The sequence below is a fragment of the Citrobacter sp. C5_2 genome, assembly GCF_014596845.2.
In the GTDB taxonomy this organism is placed as follows: Bacteria; Pseudomonadota; Gammaproteobacteria; order Enterobacterales; family Enterobacteriaceae; genus Citrobacter; species Citrobacter werkmanii.
Map to the genome: position 1 here is coordinate 3,010,374 of NZ_CP115032.1, position 18,585 is coordinate 3,028,958.

General features: G+C 52.8%; 15 protein-coding genes. 6 read left to right on the forward strand and 9 right to left on the reverse strand.

The genetic code is table 11. The features are described from left to right. Positions 1–16 precede the first annotated feature (16 nt). Complete coding sequence (gene potD, locus ICA20_RS14800; RefSeq protein ID WP_003030797.1) at positions 17–1,063, forward strand: spermidine/putrescine ABC transporter substrate-binding protein PotD; 1,047 nt, start codon at positions 17–19, stop codon at positions 1,061–1,063. Between the two features lie 99 nt (positions 1,064–1,162). On the opposite strand, the gene cobB is transcribed toward potD, so the two are convergent. Genes cobB through lolC form a run of 5 tightly spaced genes read right to left on the reverse strand, consistent with a single transcriptional unit; the run spans position 1,163 to position 6,067 of the window. Further along, on the reverse strand, positions 1,163–1,984 hold the full coding sequence (cobB, locus tag ICA20_RS14805; protein WP_038639858.1) for a Sir2 family NAD+-dependent deacetylase: 822 nt from the start codon (positions 1,982–1,984) through the stop codon (positions 1,163–1,165). 15 nt (positions 1,985–1,999) lie between these two features. Then, complete coding sequence (nagK, locus tag ICA20_RS14810; protein WP_038639855.1) at positions 2,000–2,911, reverse strand: N-acetylglucosamine kinase; 912 nt, start codon at positions 2,909–2,911, stop codon at positions 2,000–2,002. Positions 2,912–2,929: 18 nt separating this feature from the next. Then, the gene (lolE, locus tag ICA20_RS14815) at positions 2,930–4,174 is read right to left on the reverse strand and encodes a lipoprotein-releasing ABC transporter permease subunit LolE (RefSeq protein ID WP_038639852.1); all 1,245 of its coding nucleotides are present in this window, start codon (positions 4,172–4,174) and stop codon (positions 2,930–2,932) included. Beyond that, positions 4,174–4,875, reverse strand: a complete 702-nt coding sequence (gene lolD / locus ICA20_RS14820; protein ID WP_038639849.1) for a lipoprotein-releasing ABC transporter ATP-binding protein LolD — start codon at positions 4,873–4,875, stop codon at positions 4,174–4,176. The genes lolE and lolD overlap by 1 nt, the downstream gene beginning before the upstream one ends. Beyond that, positions 4,868–6,067 carry a lipoprotein-releasing ABC transporter permease subunit LolC gene (lolC, locus tag ICA20_RS14825; protein ID WP_038639847.1) on the reverse strand — a complete coding sequence of 400 codons (1,200 nt, stop codon included), beginning with the start codon at positions 6,065–6,067 and terminating at the stop codon, positions 4,868–4,870. Before lolC ends, lolD begins: the two co-directional genes overlap by 8 nt. Before the next feature lie 261 nt (positions 6,068–6,328). Here lolC and ICA20_RS14830 point away from each other — a divergent pair, with 261 nt between their 5' ends. The 3 genes from ICA20_RS14830 to ICA20_RS14840 all read left to right on the forward strand — a co-directional run bounded on the left by ICA20_RS14830 (position 6,329) and on the right by ICA20_RS14840 (position 12,072). Then, on the forward strand, positions 6,329–7,393 hold the full coding sequence (locus tag ICA20_RS14830) for an acyltransferase family protein (RefSeq protein WP_038639844.1): 1,065 nt from the start codon (positions 6,329–6,331) through the stop codon (positions 7,391–7,393). A 118-nt stretch (positions 7,394–7,511) separates the two neighbouring features. Continuing rightward, a complete protein-coding gene (gene mfd / locus ICA20_RS14835) occupies positions 7,512–10,958 on the forward strand; it encodes a transcription-repair coupling factor (RefSeq protein ID WP_038639841.1) in 3,447 nt (1,148 codons plus the stop codon). 148 nt (positions 10,959–11,106) lie between these two features. Beyond that, positions 11,107–12,072, forward strand: a complete 966-nt coding sequence (locus ICA20_RS14840; protein WP_038639838.1) for a L,D-transpeptidase family protein — start codon at positions 11,107–11,109, stop codon at positions 12,070–12,072. Between the two features lie 87 nt (positions 12,073–12,159). Here the strand turns inward: ICA20_RS14840 and bhsA are convergent, their stop codons facing one another. Continuing rightward, positions 12,160–12,417 carry a multiple stress resistance protein BhsA gene (gene bhsA, locus ICA20_RS14845; RefSeq protein WP_029139491.1) on the reverse strand — a complete coding sequence of 86 codons (258 nt, stop codon included), beginning with the start codon at positions 12,415–12,417 and terminating at the stop codon, positions 12,160–12,162. Between the two features lie 243 nt (positions 12,418–12,660). Between bhsA and comR the strand changes: the two genes are divergently transcribed. Continuing rightward, the gene (gene comR, locus ICA20_RS14850) at positions 12,661–13,296 is read left to right on the forward strand and encodes a TetR family copper-responsive transcriptional repressor ComR (protein WP_038639835.1); all 636 of its coding nucleotides are present in this window, start codon (positions 12,661–12,663) and stop codon (positions 13,294–13,296) included. Between the two features lie 247 nt (positions 13,297–13,543). Further along, a complete protein-coding gene (locus ICA20_RS14855; protein ID WP_038639832.1) occupies positions 13,544–15,724 on the forward strand; it encodes a TonB-dependent siderophore receptor in 2,181 nt (726 codons plus the stop codon). 57 nt (positions 15,725–15,781) lie between these two features. Here ICA20_RS14855 and ICA20_RS14860 read toward each other — a convergent pair whose 3' ends face one another. The 3 genes from ICA20_RS14860 to ycfP all read right to left on the reverse strand — a co-directional run bounded on the left by ICA20_RS14860 (position 15,782) and on the right by ycfP (position 18,572). Further along, on the reverse strand, positions 15,782–16,321 hold the full coding sequence (locus tag ICA20_RS14860; protein ID WP_003030814.1) for a glycine zipper 2TM domain-containing protein: 540 nt from the start codon (positions 16,319–16,321) through the stop codon (positions 15,782–15,784). Positions 16,322–16,489: 168 nt separating this feature from the next. After that, complete coding sequence (ndh, locus tag ICA20_RS14865; protein WP_038639829.1) at positions 16,490–17,794, reverse strand: NADH-quinone dehydrogenase; 1,305 nt, start codon at positions 17,792–17,794, stop codon at positions 16,490–16,492. A 235-nt stretch (positions 17,795–18,029) separates the two neighbouring features. After that, entirely contained in the window at positions 18,030–18,572 is a 543-nt protein-coding gene (gene ycfP, locus ICA20_RS14870) for an alpha/beta hydrolase YcfP (protein WP_003030817.1), read from the reverse strand. Positions 18,573–18,585 lie beyond the last annotated feature (13 nt).

The window sequence follows — 18,585 nt, forward strand, 5'->3', positions numbered from 1 at the left end:
CAGGGGACGTTAAATGATGAAAAAATGGTCACGCCACCTGCTCGCGGCGGGTGCTCTGGCACTAGGCATGAGCGCCGCTCACGCGAATGACAACAACACGCTCTATTTCTATAACTGGACTGAGTACGTGCCGCCAGGACTGCTGGAGCAGTTCACCAAAGAGACCGGCATTAAGGTTATCTATTCGACCTACGAGTCGAATGAAACCATGTACGCCAAGCTCAAAACCTATAAAGACGGTGCGTACGATCTGGTGGTTCCGTCTACCTATTACGTCGATAAAATGCGTAAAGAAGGCATGATCCAGAAGATCGACAAGTCGACGTTGACCAACTTCCACAACCTCGATCCGGAAATGCTCAACAAGCCGTTTGACCCCAACAATGACTACTCCATTCCGTATATCTGGGGTGCGACGGCCATTGGCGTCAACAGCGATGCCATCGACCCGAAAACCGTAACCAGTTGGGCCGACCTGTGGAAACCGGAGTACAAAGGTAGCCTGTTGTTAACCGATGACGCGCGTGAAGTCTTCCAGATGGCGCTGCGCAAGCTGGGGTATTCCGGCAATACCACCGATCCTAAAGAGATTGAAGCCGCGTATAACGAGTTAAAGAAGCTGATGCCTAACGTCGCGGCATTTAACTCTGACAACCCGGCCAACCCGTATATGGAAGGCGAAGTCAATCTGGGGATGGTGTGGAACGGCTCCGCATATGTCGCGCGCCAGGCGGGGACCCCGCTGGAAGTGGTGTGGCCGAAGGAAGGGGGTATTTTCTGGATGGACAGTCTGTCTATTCCGGCTAATGCGAAAAACAAAGAAGGTGCGCTGAAGCTGATTAACTTCCTGCTGCGCCCGGACGTGGCGAAAGAAGTCGCAGAAACTATCGGTTATCCAACGCCAAACCTGGCGGCACGTAAGCTGCTGAGCCCGGAAGTGGCGAACGATAAAACGCTCTACCCTGATGCTGAAACCATCAATAAAGGGGAATGGCAAAATGACGTCGGCTCCGCCAGCGCTATTTATGAAGAGTATTATCAGAAGCTGAAAGCAGGACGCTAATTCAGCGTTGTAAGGAATGCCCGATGGCGCTACGCTTATCGGGCCTACATCAATGCGAAGCGTAGGCCCGATAAGCGTAGCGCCTTCCGGCAAAAAAAATCACAACCCTTTCAAAAACTTCTCAACAAACTCCGGCACCACCTGGCTTGCCGGACCGTAATGCTTCTCTTCGAACTCGCTTCCCACCTGGCTCGGCTCGAGATTTAACTCTACCGTATGCGCTCCATGCAGCCGCGCCTCATGCACAAAACCCGCGGCCGGGTAGACATGGCCTGATGTGCCAATGGCAATAAACACATCCGCCATTGCCAGCGCCATATAAATTTCATCCATTCCCAGCGGCATTTCGCCAAACCACACGACGTGCGGTCGCAGCGGAGCCGGGAACTGGCAGCAATGGCATTTGTCTTCCGCAGTCACATCGCCCGTCCACTCCAGAATCTGTCCGCTTTGCGAACAGCGAACCTTGAGCAGTTCGCCGTGCATATGGATGACATTCTGGCTGCCCGCGCGTTCATGCAGGTTATCAATATTCTGCGTCACCAGTAAAAAACGGTCACCCAGCTCGGCTTCAAGTTTTGCCAGCGCGATATGCGCCGCGTTGGGCTGGATTTCTGGTTGCTGCAATTGATGACGACGGGCGTTATAAAACGACTGAACCAGTTCCGGGTTGCGACTAAACCCTTCCGGGGTCGCAACGTCTTCGACCCGATGTTCTTCCCAAAGACCATCCGTCGCGCGGAAGGTTCGAATACCTGACTCGGCAGAAATCCCCGCTCCCGTCAGTACCAGCACTCTTGGTTTTTCCATCAATTCAGGCACCACTCTGTCTCTGAAAAAGATTCGTTGACGCAGGCGATCGCGCAAATGGCGTTTATTTTTACGAAAGCGGCTTAACCGATGACTCCGACGCGACAGCATAACAACCTCTTTGTATTAATCGGTAAGATGTAAAAAAGCGGCCCCGCGCATTCCGCCCGCATCACCGTGCCGCGCCTGCTCAATACGCGGCACTCGGGCAACCGGCAGTAGATGGCGTGGCAATCTGTCCGCCAGTTGCGTCGTAATAGCGGAAAAATTCGACAAACCACCACCAATCACCACTAAATCAGGATCAACGATGGTCAGGATATTCCCCAAACAGACTGCCAGTAAATCCAGATAACGTTCAACATGGGCGCGCGCTTGCTCATCCCCCTGCTCCCACAGCGCGATAATTTCACAGGCATCCAGCGGTTGATGGTAGTAATGCTGATACAACCACGCAAATCCACCGCCGGAGAGATAGCTTTCAATACAGCCCAATTGACCGCATCCGCAGCGGCGCAGTGGGAAATCAAATCCCATCAGCGTCAGCGCATCGACAGGCAAACGAATATGACCAAACTCACCGGTGATATAGCTGCGTCCGGTGATAGATTTACCGTTAAGCACCAGTCCACCGCCGACACCGGTGCCGAGGATTAATCCCATAACCAGCGGATACTGAGTGAACTCGTCGTCCCAGGCTTCAGAGAGGGCAAAACAGTTGGCATCGTTGTCCAGGCGAACATCGCGGTCAAGGCGGGCGCTGAGATCGGCACGGAGCGGTTTACCACTGGCGGCAGGCACATTGGCCGCGTACAGCGTACCGTCTTCTGTTTCCGGCATGCCAGGAATGCCGATACCCACCGAACCTTTGACGCCGAATCGCTGGTCCGCTTCCATTACCAGATTGCAGACCGCATTAAGGAAAGCTTCATAGCTGTCGCGAGGCGTAGGGACGCGTGTTTCCCATTGCAAACGGCGTTGGTTATCAAATACCCCCAGCGCAATTTTGGTCCCGCCGATGTCAAATCCGTAATACATCACCGCTCCTTCTTATTGTTATTGGCCGCTAAGTACTCTCGCAGGATCAATATTGCTGGCGCGACGCGCCGGATACCAACTCGCCAAAAGACTCAGCACTAATGCTGTCACCAGCACGTAGATCACATCCAGCCAGTGTAATTCCGATGGCAGGAAGTCAATGAAATAGATATCGCCAGACAGGAACTGATGGCCGATAAGCGCCTCGATGCCGTTGATGATCGGCGTCAACTGCAGCGAGACAACCACCCCGATGACGACGCCTATCAGACTACCGAACAAACCCGCCAGCAGGCCGTACCAGACAAAAATGGCACGGATCAAACCATCTTTAGCCCCCAGGGTTCTTAATACCGCAATATCACCGCTTTTGTCTTTTACCGCCATCACTAACGTGGAAACGATATTAAAACAGGCCACGCCAATCACCAGCACCATCGCCAGATACATGATGGCGCGGATCATCTGGATATCGCGGTACATATAGCCGTAGGTGCCAATCCAGCTCTTAATATAAACATAGTTATTGGTGACTTCACCCGCGTCACGTACCAGTTTATTGGCGTTAAAGACGTCGTTAACTTTTAGCGCGATCCCGGAAACGCTGGATCCCATATCCAGGTATTGCTGCGCGTCTTCCATGGGGATCATGGCAAAGCTGTGATCGAGCTGACCGCTCAGCTGCAAAATGCCCGTCACGTGCAAACGCACGCGTTTAGGCTGCTGTAACTTATGGTCCGCACTGGCGTTAGGGATCATAATCGACACCCAGTCGCCCTGCTTCACCTTCAGCGCATCGGCAATCCCCTTACCAATAATGATTTGCTGCTCACCGGCTTTGAAATTATCCCAGGCGTGGTTCTGCACGAACGATGGCAGCGCGCTTAAACGCTGCTCCTGTTTCGGGTCAACGCCCTTCACCTGCACCGCACGTAGATTCGCCCCACTCTCCACCAGCCCGGTAAAGTTGATATAGGGCGCCACGGCGACAATACCAGGCACTTTCTGTACTTTATCGAGCGCTTCCTGCCAGTTGTTCCACGGTTGGTTAACGGCCTCAATTTCACCGTGCGGGACCACGGCCAGAATACGGTTGTTCAACTCACGCTCAAAGCCATTCATGGCGCTTAACCCGACGATCAACACCGCCACACCCAACGCGATGCCAACGGTAGAAATCACCGAAATCAGCGAGACCATACCGCCGCGCCGCCGACCTCGGCTAAAACGCAGACCAATCAATAACGATAAAGGCGAAGCCATTACTCTGCTCCCATCAGGCTCAGTTCGGCCGTCAGGCGACCATCGCGCATTTCAAGCTGGCGGCTCATGCGCTTCGCCAACTGCAGATCGTGCGTCACCACCAGAAATGCCGTGCCCTGAGAGCGGTTAAGCTCCCCCAGAAGCTCGAAAATGCTGTCCGCGTTGCGCGCATCAAGGTTACCCGTTGGTTCATCCGCCAGCACCAGACGAGGGTTATTCACCAGCGCACGGGCAATGGCCACGCGCTGACGCTCGCCGCCCGACAGTTCAGACGGGCGATGGCTGGCACGATGGTCCAGCCCTACCGCTTTCAGCATATCGCGCGCGCGCGCGGTGATTTCAGCCGGTTTTTTCTTACCAATCAGCAGCGGCATCGCCACGTTTTCCAGTGCGGTAAAGTCCGGTAGCAGATGGTGGAACTGGTAAATAAAGCCCAGCTTCTGATTGCGCAGTTCCGCCTTCGCCGCAGACGAGAGTTTGCTCATCGGCTGACCGTTAAAGATGACGTCGCCGGAAGTTGGTGTATCCAGCCCACCTAACAGATGGAGCAGCGTACTCTTACCGGAGCCGGAGCTGCCGACAATCGCCATCATCTCGCCTTCGCCAACGCAAAAACTGACATCGTGCAGGACATCAGTCTGCACTGTGCCTTCCTGATAGCGTTTGCACAGGTTGTCGCATTGCAACAGGATCTTATTCATAACGTAAAGCCTCAGCGGGTTGAGTGGCGGCAGCGCGCCAGGAAGGATAAAGCGTTGACAGCAACGCGATGGCCATCGCCACCAGCGCAATGACGATAACCTGCAGCGGCTCGATGGCGACCGGCAGCGCAGCGCCATCCAGAAGCACGCCGATAATGGGCATCAGGTTGTTCAGTTGACTGGCGAGCAATGCGCCCAGCCCTGCGCCCAGCAGCGCGCCGATAATCCCGGCACTGGCCCCCTGAACCATAAACACCATCATTATCTGCCGCGGCGTTAGCCCCTGAGTTTGTAGAATCGCCACTTCCCCTTGCTTCTCCATTACCATCAGACCCAGCGAGGTAATAATATTAAAAGCCGCCACCGCCACGATCAGACTGAGCAGCAGCCCCATCATGTTTTTCTCCATGCGCACGGCCTGGAATAATTCCCCTTTACGCTCGCGCCAGTCCTGCCATTTGGTACCTTGCGGCAGCGTTTGCTGGCTCAACGTGTCAACCTTTAACGGCTCGTTCAACCACAAACGCCAGCCGGTGATATTACCCACCGGGTAGCGCATCAGGCGTGACGCATCCTGAATGTTGGTCAGCATCTGGTAGCCGTCGACTTCGCTGTTAGCGGCAAAGGTGCCGATCACCGTAAACAGACGCTGGCTAGGCAAACGCCCCATCGGCGTAAACTGACTGGCGGACGGCACCATTACGCGAATTTGATCGCCACGGTTAACGCCCAACTGCCCGGCAAGCTGCTCACCGAGGATGACATTATACTTACCCGGTTGCAGATCTGTTTGCTTCACATTGACCAGATACGGCGTGAGCGGATCTTTTTGCGCCGGGTCGATACCCAGCATTACGCCAACCGCCACGCTACGCGCACTTTGCAGCACCACATCACCCGTTGTTATGGGTGCAACGCGGTTGACGCCGTTCAACACCACCGCTTTTTCCGGCAATTGCTGCGGGTTTAGGGAACCCTGTTCAGATGAGAGAACAGCCTGGGGCATCAGGCCAAGGATATTGTTTTGCAGCTCGCGCTCGAAACCGTTCATCACTGACAACACTGTGACCAGCGCCATTACCCCGAGAGTAATGCCGATGGTGGAGAGCCAGGAAACGAAGCGACCGAAGCGATCTGCTGCACGCCCGCGCATATAACGCAGGCCGATGAATAGAGCGACAGGTTGGTACATGAAATCCGTCTGGTTGCTGTTAGCAAAGTCACGAGTATATAAGCGAAAGCGGAATGGGTAAATGACTGAACCGTAAGTGTTCGTCAGCACTATTCCTAAAAGGATAGATAAATCAATTCGCTGTAGATACCCCTCCCCCCTTCAGTCCGGGTCCCTGATCTTTATCCTAAAAAAACAAAATGCAGACAGTTACGCATTACAGCGTACAGCGGGTTGCGCAGGATGGCAGGCTATAGCTAACAATATGGGTACGCTGTCTCGATGAATAAAAAAGAATTATGGATCAATCAAATCAAAGGGTTATGCATTTGTCTGGTGGTAATATATCACTCAGTCATTACGTTTTACCCACACCTCACCACCTTTCAGTATCCGCTTTCAGAGATGCTGAGCAAATGCTGGATTTACCTCAATCTGTACCTGGCGCCGTTTCGTATGCCGGTATTTTTCTTTATTTCAGGCTATTTGATCCGCCGCTACATCGATAGCGTTCCCTGGACAACCTGTGTGGATAAACGGATCTGGAGTATTGCCTGGGTGCTGGTGCTATGGGGAGTCGTGCAATGGCTGGCGTTAGTCTCGCTCAATAACTGGTTGGCTCCGCAACGCGATCTGAGTCATGCCGCCAACGCCGCGTATGCCGGTTCAATCACTGGCTTTACCCACGGGATGCTGACCGCCAGCACCAGCTTGTGGTATCTGTATGCGCTGATTGTCTATTTTGTGCTGTGTAAGATGTTCAACCGCTGGGCATTACCGCTGTTGGTGCTGTTTGTCGTGCTGAGCGTGGCGATCAATTTTTTCCCCACGCCGTGGTGGGGAATGAACAGCGTGATTCGCAATCTGCCCTGGTACAGCCTCGGCGCCTGGTTTGGCGCAACGCTGATGGTATGGATCAAAGAGGTGCCTCTGCGCCGCCATACGCTCATATTTATGGTTAGCTTAATGGCCGCTGTGGTCGCGTGGCTGGCAAATATTTCGCTACTGCTTTCCCTCCTGTCTATTGTACTAATCATGAAGCTGTTTTATCAGTTCGAGCAGCGCTTTGGTATGCGCGCATCCAGCCCGTTAAGCGTGATTGGATCCAATACTATCGCCATCTATACCACCCACCGTATTTTGGTTGAGCTGTTCAGCTTAACGCTAATCCCCAAAATCAATCATGCCGCCTGGCCTGCTTACGGCGAGTTGCTCCTGCTGCTGGTTTATCCCTTCGCCTGCCTGCTGTTGTGCACTCTGTTTGGCTTGCTGGTGCGTAAGATTTCGCAAAAAACCATTGCCGACTTGCTCTTTTCTCCACCGTCTTTATCGACGGCCTCGCGCTAATTTCAACGCGCTTTTTGCCCCCATCAGGGGGCGAATCAATTTGCTTATGAGAAACGATCACGGATAATAAAGAACATTGCTTATCAGATGTATATCTAAACGAGATCCTGACAACCGAATGCCTGAACAACATCGTTACACGCTCCCGGCCAGCGCTTCCGACCAGCGCCAGTTAGGCGAACTGACCGGCGCAGCTTGCGCGACGCTGGTCGCTGAAATTGCTGAACGTCATGCGGGTCCTGTCGTACTGATCGCGCCGGACATGCAAAATGCCCTGCGACTGCATGATGAAATTCGTCAGTTTACCGACCAGATGGTAATGAACCTGGCGGACTGGGAAACGCTGCCCTACGATAGCTTTTCCCCTCATCAGGAGATTATCTCCTCGCGGCTTTCCACGCTGTATCAACTCCCTGCGATGCAGCGCGGTGTACTGATTGTGCCGGTGAACACGCTGATGCAGCGCGTCTGTCCGCACAGCTATCTGCATGGTCATGCGTTGGTGATGAAAAAAGGTCAGCGGCTTTCGCGCGACGCCCTGCGCGAACAACTGGACAGCGCGGGCTACCGCCATGTTGATCAGGTGATGGAGCACGGCGAATACGCCACGCGCGGCGCGTTGTTGGATCTGTTCCCCATGGGCAGCGAATTACCGTATCGACTGGATTTCTTTGATGATGAAATCGACAGTCTGCGTCTGTTTGATACCGACACCCAGCGCACACTGGAAGAAGTCGACGCCATTAATTTGCTGCCCGCGCATGAATTCCCGACCGATAAAACGGCGATTGAGCTGTTCCGCAGCCAGTGGCGCGATACCTTTGAAGTTAAACGCGACGCCGAACATATTTACCAGCAGGTCAGCAAAGGCACGTTACCTGCCGGGATCGAATACTGGCAGCCATTGTTTTTCAGCGAGCCGCTGCCCCCCCTGTTCAGCTATTTCCCCGCCAATACGTTATTGGTCAATACCGGCGATATCGAGACCAGCGCAGAACGCTTCCAGGCTGATACCCTGTCGCGTTTTGAGAACCGGGGTGTTGATCCGATGCGCCCGCTTCTGCCGCCACACTCGCTGTGGCTGCGCGTAGATGAGCTGTTCTCCGAACTTAAACGCTGGCCCCGTGTTCAACTGAAAACTGAGACTCTGGCGAACAAAGCCGCGAATACTAACCTCGGCTTCCAGAAGTTGCCAGATATCGCGGTTCAGGCGCAGCAAAAAGCGCCGTTAGATGCGTTACGTAAATTCCTTGAAGGCTTCACCGGTCCGGTGATTTTCTCCGTTGAAAGCGAAGGTCGCCGCGAAGCGCTTGGCGAACTGCTCGCCCGTATCAAAATCGCGCCGAAGCGCATATTGCGTCTCGACGAAGCCGTCGACAATGGTCGCTATCTGATGATTGGCGCAGCCGAACACGGCTTCATTGATAGCAAACGCAACCTGGCGCTGATTTGCGAAAGCGATCTGCTCGGGGAGCGCGTGGCGCGCCGCCGCCAGGATTCTCGTCGCACCATCAATCCTGATACGTTAATTCGTAACCTCGCCGAACTGCATCCCGGCCAACCGGTGGTGCACCTGGAGCACGGCGTTGGCCGTTATGCCGGGATGACCACGCTGGAAGCGGGCGGTATCACCGGCGAGTACCTGATGCTCACCTACGCCAACGACGCCAAACTGTACGTGCCTGTGTCATCGTTGCACCTGATCAGCCGTTACGCTGGCGGCGCGGAAGAAAATGCCCCGCTACATAAACTGGGCGGCGATGCCTGGTCTCGTGCCCGCCAGAAAGCCGCTGAGAAGGTGCGCGATGTCGCGGCAGAACTTTTGGATATCTATGCTCAGCGTGCGGCAAAAGAAGGCTTTGCCTTTAAGCATGATCGTGAGCAGTACCAGCTGTTTTGCGACAATTTCCCGTTTGAAACTACGCCCGATCAGGAGCAGGCGATCAACGCGGTGCTCAGCGATATGTGCCAGCCGCTGGCCATGGACCGCCTGGTGTGTGGCGACGTCGGCTTTGGTAAAACCGAAGTCGCGATGCGCGCCGCCTTCCTCGCCGTAGAGAACCACAAGCAGGTGGCCGTGCTGGTTCCGACTACCCTGCTCGCTCAGCAGCACTTCGACAACTTCCGTGATCGCTTTGCCAACTGGCCGGTACGTATTGAAATGCTGTCCCGTTTCCGTAGCGCCAAAGAGCAAGCGCAGATTCTGGAGCAGGTGGCCGAAGGGAAAATCGATATTCTCATCGGCACCCACAAACTGCTGCAAGCGGACGTGAAGCTAAAAGATCTGGGCCTGCTGATTGTCGATGAAGAGCACCGTTTTGGCGTTCGTCATAAAGAGCGCATCAAAGCAATGCGCGCGGATGTCGATATCCTGACGCTGACGGCAACGCCTATTCCGCGTACGCTCAATATGGCGATGAGCGGCATGCGCGATCTGTCGATCATCGCCACGCCTCCTGCCCGTCGTCTGGCGGTGAAAACCTTTGTGCGTGAATATGACAATCTGGTGGTTCGCGAGGCTATCCTGCGTGAAGTTCTGCGCGGGGGGCAAGTTTATTATCTGTTTAACGACGTCGAAAATATCCAGAAAACCGCTGACAGATTAGCGGAACTGGTGCCGGAAGCGCGTATTGGCATCGGCCATGGTCAAATGCGCGAGCGCGAACTGGAACGCGTGATGAACGATTTCCACCATCAGCGCTTTAACGTTCTGGTATGTACCACCATTATCGAAACCGGGATCGACATCCCGACCGCCAACACCATTATCATCGAACGCGCCGATCACTTTGGTTTGGCGCAATTACACCAGTTGCGCGGCCGTGTGGGACGTTCACACCATCAGGCGTACGCCTGGCTTCTGACGCCGCATCCAAAAGCGATGACCACCGACGCGCAAAAGCGCCTGGAAGCTATCGCCTCGCTGGAAGATTTGGGCGCTGGCTTTGCGCTGGCGACCCACGACCTTGAAATTCGCGGCGCCGGGGAACTGCTGGGTGAAGATCAGAGTGGTTCCATGGAAAGCATCGGCTTCTCGCTGTATATGGAGCTGCTGGAAAATGCTGTCGATGCGCTCAAAGAGGGACGCGAACCGTCGCTGGAAGATCTCACCAGCCAGCAAACCGAAGTTGAACTGCGCATGCCGTCACTGCTGCCGGATGACTATATTCCCGATGTCAACACGCGACTGTCGTTCTACAAACGTATTGCCAGTGCGAAAGGCGAAAACGAGTTGGAAGAAATTAAGGTCGAGCTGATAGACCGTTTTGGTCTGCTGCCCGACCCGGCCCGTACGTTGCTGGATATTGCCCGGTTACGCCAACAGGCGCAGAAACTGGGCATCAGAAAGCTTGAAGGCAATGAAAAAGGCGGCACGATTGAGTTTGCAGAGAAAAACCACGTTAACCCGGTGTGGCTGATTGGTTTACTGCAAAAACAGCCGCAGCACTTCCGTCTGGACGGTCCAACCCGGCTGAAATTTATGCAGGATCTGAGCGAGCGTAAAACGCGAATCGACTGGGTACGCCAGTTTATGCGCCAACTTGAAGAAAACGCCGTAGCATAGTGAGCAGGCCGGGAGCGCACATAACGCTCCCGGCCTGTGAATTTACAAACTCTTTGCACTTCCCTGCACTTCCCGACACAGCAAACGGCCATAATTCTTGTTTACTTTTACATAATAAAAACCACGTAAAAACAATGGATTTATGGTGATGTTAAACAATAAACGATTCTCTCGCTGGTTAGCGTTTTTTACGCTTGCAGCGACCTTCGCGTTAGCATTTCCGGCTCAGGCAAACACCTGGCCGCTGCCGCCGCCGGGAAGCCGTCTGGTGGGACAGAATGCCGTTCACGTTGTCGAAGACAATGGCGGTTCTCTCGAAGCTATTGCGAAAAAATACAACGTCGGCTTTTTAGCGCTGCTGCAGGCCAACCCCGGCGTTGATCCTTTCGTGCCTCGTCCTGGCAGCGTTTTGACTATCCCATTGCAAACCCTATTACCGGATGCACCGCGCGAAGGCATTGTCATCAACCTCGCCGAACTGCGTCTTTATTATTACCAGCCGGGGACAAATTCGGTGACCGTATATCCTATTGGCATTGGCCAGTTAGGTGGTGATACGCTGACGCCCACCATGGTAACCACCATTTCCGATAAACGCGCTAATCCCACCTGGACGCCTACGGCAAATATCCGCGCGCGCTATAAAGCAAACGGCATCGATCTTCCTGCCGTTGTCCCTGCCGGGCCTGATAACCCGATGGGCCATCACGCAATTCGCTTAGCCGCATACGGCGGTGTTTATCTGCTGCACGGCACCAATGCTGACTTTGGTATCGGTATGCGTGTCAGTTCCGGTTGTATTCGTCTGCGCGACGGTGATATTGAAACCCTGTTCCGTCAAGTGAAGCCAGGAACCAAAGTCAATATCATTAACACGCCGATCAAAGCCTCAGTCGAACCTAACGGCATGCGGCTGGTGGAAGTGCACCAGCCGCTGTCAGAAAAGATCAATGATGACCCGCAACTGCTGCCGATCGTGTTGAACGCCGCAATGCAAACCTTTAAGAATGCGGCGCAAACGGACCCTGCCGTCATGGAACATGCGATGGAGATTCGCTCAGGCATGCCGGTCGATGTCACCCGCCATCACGACGTGGCTCAACAACCGATGTAAACATTACCCATAAAAAAAACCCCCGCTGGATTTTATTCCGCGGGGGTTTTTTATTTAACTCGCAGTGGCATTGCGATGGGTTAAATCTTATTTGTAGATAACGGCAGTCCCGTGAAGGGTGTTAGGACCGGTAACGGAAGTAATACGGAAAGACTTCGCGCCCATCTCATCCGCTTTCTGCGCCAGTTGATCTTCCAGAGAACCTAAGTTCGTCCCCGCATTTGCAGAGATAGTACCAACTTTCTGTTGACCTGCAGGCGTGGCCTGAACTTCAACAGCGGCGAAGCTGGCAAATGACAGTGAGCTAAGAACAGCAGCAACAAACAGAGTTTTTACGTTTTTCATAATAGTGACCTTTTGCAGATGAATGGGTGTCGTAATGATTAACTTAACGATCGATAGGTAAATCATAGATGTGATCCATGTCACACGTCAACATTTTTTTATAATGATCGTTATATAAAAGATAAAGACCTTATTTTTCATGCTAATAGCTATAAATTATTTTTGTCACTAATCCGCTGGAGTGTGGGGGGGAATATTTTTATAATGATTATTCAATAAACCCAACAAAGGTACATCGGCGCCATGACAACTGAAACGACAGGTTGTGCAAAAAAAAGCCGTGGCCGACCAAAAGTGTTCGACAGGGAAGCCGCGCTTGATAAGGCCATGACACTCTTCTGGCAGCACGGATATGAAGCGACATCGCTCGCCGATCTCGTGGAAGCAACGGGTGCGAAAGCGCCCACGCTGTATGCGGAGTTTACCAACAAGGAAGGGTTGTTTCGTGCCGTGCTGGACCGCTATATAACTCGCTTCGCGGCGAAACACGAAGCTCAGCTGTTTTGCGAAGAAAAAAGCCTTCAGTCAGCACTGGAAGACTATTTCACCGCCATAGCGACCTGCTTTACCAGTAAAGATACTCCGGCAGGATGTTTTATGATTAATACGTCCGCGACGCTGGCGGCCTCTTCCCGCGAGATCGCCCACACGGTGAAATCACGCCATGCGATGCAGGAACAGACGCTTACCCAGTTCCTTCGTCAGCGCCAGCAGCGTGACGAAATTCCGGCCCACTGCGACGTGCAAAAGCTGGCCGAATACCTGAACTGCATTTTACAGGGTATGTCGATTAGCGCCCGTGAAGGCGCGTCATTTGAGAAACTGATGCAGATCGCACACACCACCCTGCGGCTGTGGCCTGAACTCATCAAAGCTTAACTCTCTCCTCTCTCTTCCACGAACAGATGACACCGCCGGGGGCTAAAAGCCCTCGGTTTTTTGTACCAATAACCCTTCATTCCTTATTGTTTTCATCGCATTAGCAGATCTTTTTTAAAAAATGTATTGATAACGACAATTATTATCAGCAATATTCGCATTTGTTTTAACACCTATTTCCCAATGTAACTATCGGTTTCTCTACCGCAATAACAAAAACAGACCGACTTTTTTAAAAGGAATACAAATGCATAAGCGTCTCTGGGTGCTCAATCCGCTCTTATTATCCTTAACCCTACCGGCTATCGCAGCGGAGGAAGAGAATCTCATCGTCAGCGCTAACCGCAGCCAACGCACCGTGGCAGAAATGGCGCAAACGACCTGGGTTATTGAAGGAAGCGAAATTGAACAGCAAGTTCAGGGTGGTAAAGAGTTCAAGGATGTTCTTGCTCAGTTAATCCCCGGAATTGATGTCAGCAGTCAGGGACGAACCAATTACGGCATGAACATGCGCGGTCGCGCCATCGTAGTATTGATAGACGGTGTCCGTCTGAATTCCTCCCGCACCGACAGCCGTCAACTTGACTCCATTGACCCGTTTAACATTGCTCATATTGAAGTCATCTCAGGCGCAACATCCTTGTATGGCGGAGGAAGTACCGGCGGTTTGATCAACATCGTCACAAAAAAAGGTCAGCCTGAGCGTGAAGTCGAACTCGAACTGGGCAGTAAAAGCGGGTTTAATAACAGTAACGATCATGACGAACGCGTCGCCGCCGCGGTGAGTGGAGGAACCGATCGTGCATCCGGTCGTATGTCCGTCGCGTATCAACGGTTTGGCGGTTGGTATGACGGCAACCACGATGCTCTGCTGCTGGATAACACCCAAACCGGCCTGCAGCATTCCGATCGTCTGGACGTGATGGGCACCGGGACGATTGAGCTGGATGATAACCGTCAATTACAACTGGTTACCCAGTACTACAAGAGCCAGGGGGATGAAGATTACGGGCTGGATCTCGGCGAGAACATGTCCGCCGTGACCGGAAACGGTAAAGCTTATACCAGCAGCGGACTGAACTCCGATCGTATTCCCGGCACCGAGCGTCATCTGATCAGTCTGCAATATTCCGATGCAGACTTCTTTGGTCAGAACCTGGTCAGTCAAATCTATTACCGCGACGAATCGCTAAAATTCTACCCCTTCCCTACGCTGAGCAAAGGCAAGGTCACCAGTTTCTCCGCCTCACAGCAGGATACCGACCAGTTCGGTGCCAAAATTACCCTCAACAGCCAGGTGATGGATGACTGGGAACTGACGTGGGGTATCGATGCGGATCATGAAACCTTCGATTCCAATCAGAAATTCTTCGATCTGGCTTACTCTCTGCCCTCCGGTGGCATGGACAACCGTACCGCTTATACTACCGGGCGTTATCCTGGTTACAGCATCACCAACTTCGCGCCTTTCCTGCAAAACAGCTATGACATAAACGATATCTTCACTCTCAGTGGCGGCGTACGCTATCAATGGACCGAAAACAGGGTTGATGATTTCGTTGGCTATGCCCAACAGCAGGGAATCGCGACGGGCCTTGCAAACTCCGCGGATACCATTCCGGGCGGCAAAACCGATTACGATAACTTCCTGTTTAACGCCGGGATCCTCGCCCACCTGACTGAGCGCCAGCAAACCTGGTTTAACTTCTCTCAGGGCGTTGAGCTTCCGGATCCGGGGAAATATTACGGTAACGGCACCTATTCTCTGGTTGGCGATCATTATCAACTTCTGCGCAGCGTCAACGTGGCGGATTCTCGCCTGGAAGGGATTAAAGTTAACTCGTACGAGCTGGGATGGCGTTACACGGGCGATAACCTGCGCACGCAACTGGCTGCTTATTACTCCACTTCGGATAAATCGATCGTTATCAACCGCAGTGATATGACCATAAACGTACAGCCCGACGATCGTCGGATTTATGGTCTGGAAGGTGCGGTAGATTATTTCATCGCCGATACTGACTGGAGTCTGGGCGGCAACTTCAACGTCATTAAATCCGAAGTGAAACAAAACGGTAAATGGCAGAAATGGGATGTCACTCTGGCTTCACCATCTAAAGCAACCGCATGGGTCGGCTGGGCGCCTGAACCGTGGTCGCTGCGTGTACAGAGCCAGCAAACATTTGATCTGAGTGACGCCAGCGGCAATAAGCTGGACGGCTATAACACCATGGACTTTATCGGCAGCTACCAGCTCCCGTTAGGTAAGCTGACCTTCAGCGTGGAAAACCTGCTGAATGAAGAGTACACCACGCTATGGGGACAGCGTGCGCCACTGCTGTACAGCCCAACTTATGGCAGCCCGTCACTGTATGAATACAAGGGCCGGGGTCGTACCTTTGGTCTGAACTACGCCTTAACCTTCTGATAAAAAAAGCCCCCCAGCCTGAGCGAATGGGGGGCTAATGTTCAGGATAATGCTATTTTACGCTTTGTTATTCAGTACCAACTGTCCGTTGTTATCCAACGGAATTTGCGCGCCGGGGTCCTTATCCATACGAATTTTCCCCTGCTGATCGCCAATTTTGTACGTCACGTCGTAGCCCAGCATTTTTTCTGATTTGTCATACACCGTTTTACAGCGCTGCTGCGTGGTGGTGTACGTATCATTTTCTTGCATCGAACCCTGGATCTGGTTACCGGCATAGCCGCCGCCTAACGCCCCCGCCACGGTGGCAATATCTTTACCGCGTCCGCCACCAAACTGATGGCCGATAACACCGCCGGCAACGGCACCCAGCACAGAACCCGCGATACGGTTTTCATCTTGCACCGGCTTGCGGTGCGTGACCGTCACGTTCCGACACTCCTGACGTGGCGTTTTTACCGATTCTTTAATCGGTGTTGCAGAGACAACTTGTGCATACTGTGGGCCACGCTCGAAAACGTTAAGACTGGCCACCGCTGCAACACCCAGCGCAGCAGCTACGCCAATCCCTATACCCGCCAACATTGATTTATTCACGGGACTTCCTCCTTTTTTGCTATTAGCAACAACTTTGCAACAGAAGGTAAGGAATGCCAATCAGATTACGGATGAAAATAGCGGAAGGCAGGGATAAAACGAGATGATTCAGAGAACTCTGAAGGAAGGCGTCGGATGCGTGAAATTGTCCGACGCCTGAGGTCAATATTAATGCAGTTTCAGCCGCGGACGAATCACCCGGTTAATACTGCCGACCAGCATCATCAGGCCGGTTTTGAAGTAACCATGCAGCGCAATCTGATGCATACGATACAGTGAGATGTAGACAAAGCGCGCAATACGGCCTTCTACCATCATTGAACCGCGCGTGAGGTTGCCCATCAAGCTACCGACGGTAGAGAAGTTAGAAAGCGAGACCAGAGAACCGTGATCTTTGTACTGATATGCTTTCAACGGCTTGCCGTTCATCTGCGCCAGGATATTGTTCATCGCGCAGGTCGCCATCTGGTGCGCAGCCTGAGCGCGCGGCGGCACAAATCCACCTTCCGGACGCGCGCAGGAAGCGCAGTCGCCAATCGCATACACGTCAGGATCGCGTGTGCTTTGCAGCGTCGGCTCAACCACCAGTTGGTTAATCCGGTTCGTTTCCAGACCGCCAATATCCTTCATAAAGTCTGGCGCTTTGATCCCTGCGGCCCACACCATCAGGTCAGCCTCAATGTATTCGCCATCTTTGGTATGCAACCCGCCTTCGTCAGCGCTGGTAACCATCGTCTGCGTCAGTACGCGTACGCCCAGTTTGGTTAACTCATTGTGCGCGGCGCTGGAAATCCGCGGCGGCAATGCCGGCAGGATACGCTCACCGGCTTCAACCAACGTAACGTTCAGCGCGTCATTGGTCAGTCCTTTATAGCCATAACTGTGCAGCTGTTTAACCGCATTGTGCAGTTCCGCGGAGAGTTCAACCCCCGTCGCGCCGCCGCCGACAATGGCAATATTCACTTTACCGTTAACGCCCAGATTCGCGGAATACTTGAGGAACAGATTCAGCATCTCCTGGTGGAAACGACGCGCCTGATGCGGGTTATCAAGGAAAATACAGTTCTCTTTGACGCCCGGCGTGTTGAAATCGTTGGACGTACTGCCCAGCGCCATCACCAGCGTGTCATACGGCACTTTACGCTCAGGAACCAGCAGATCGCCCTTCTCATCGCGCAGCTCAGCGATAGTAATGGTCTTCGCTTCGCGATCGATATCAACCACCGAGCCCAACTGGAACTGGAAGCCATGGTTACGGGCATGCGCCAGATAGCTCAGCGCATCCACACCTTCATCCAGAGAACCGGTCGCCACTTCATGCAGTAACGGTTTCCATAAATGGCTGTGGTTTCTGTCCACCAGCGTAATTTTGGCCTTTTTCTTACGCCCCAGCTTTTTACCCAGCTGCGTCGCCATTTCCAGTCCGCCAGCACCGCCGCCGACAATCACGATCCTTTTCAATGGTGTAGTCAACGTGACCCCCTCAAATTTATTAACCAATTGTTAATTAAAAGTTATTGGCATAGCCTTTAATTAACAACAAGTTACGATAATGAAAATGTCCTTCGAGAGTGAGAATAACACGAACGGTGCATTGGTCATACCAAAATTGATGTGCATCAAGTTTTGATGCTGAAAAGATAGACAACCCGAAGGTTAAGGACAAAAAAACCAGCCCGAAAGCTGGTTTTTTAGACGCTCATCAGGCTTAACCTAACGTCTTGAACGCCTTAATGCGCTGCAAATGCGGGGAGATATTTTTAAACTTATGCGTCTGCTCTTCGTCCCAGACGATCTCATAAAAGTGATGCAGCTCTTCTGACGAGCGCTGACTGTTCAGTGCTTCATCATGGCGAGAGAGGATCACCAGGCAACGATCGCGGTTCTTTTCACGAAAATTGGTCACGCATTTTGTCGCAATGTCAGCATACTCTTCAGGTCTGTCGATTTTCCCTTCCATATTCTCATATGGGAACAGGTTAGGATTAAATACCACCTGACGAATATCACATAGAAAACCAATACGTTCTGCCCAATATCCCCCCAGCCCGACGCCACAAATCAGCGGACGGTCGTCCACATTAAGCTGCAACATTTTGTCCACTTCTTTCAGCAGATGCTGCATATCATGTTTAGGATGCCGTGTACTGTAGCTAATCAGCCTGACATCCGGGTCGATAAATTGCAGCTGCAACACCTTCTCGTGGTTGCCCGGACTATTAGAGTCAAAACCGTGTAAATAGATAATCATCGCATCCTCGCCA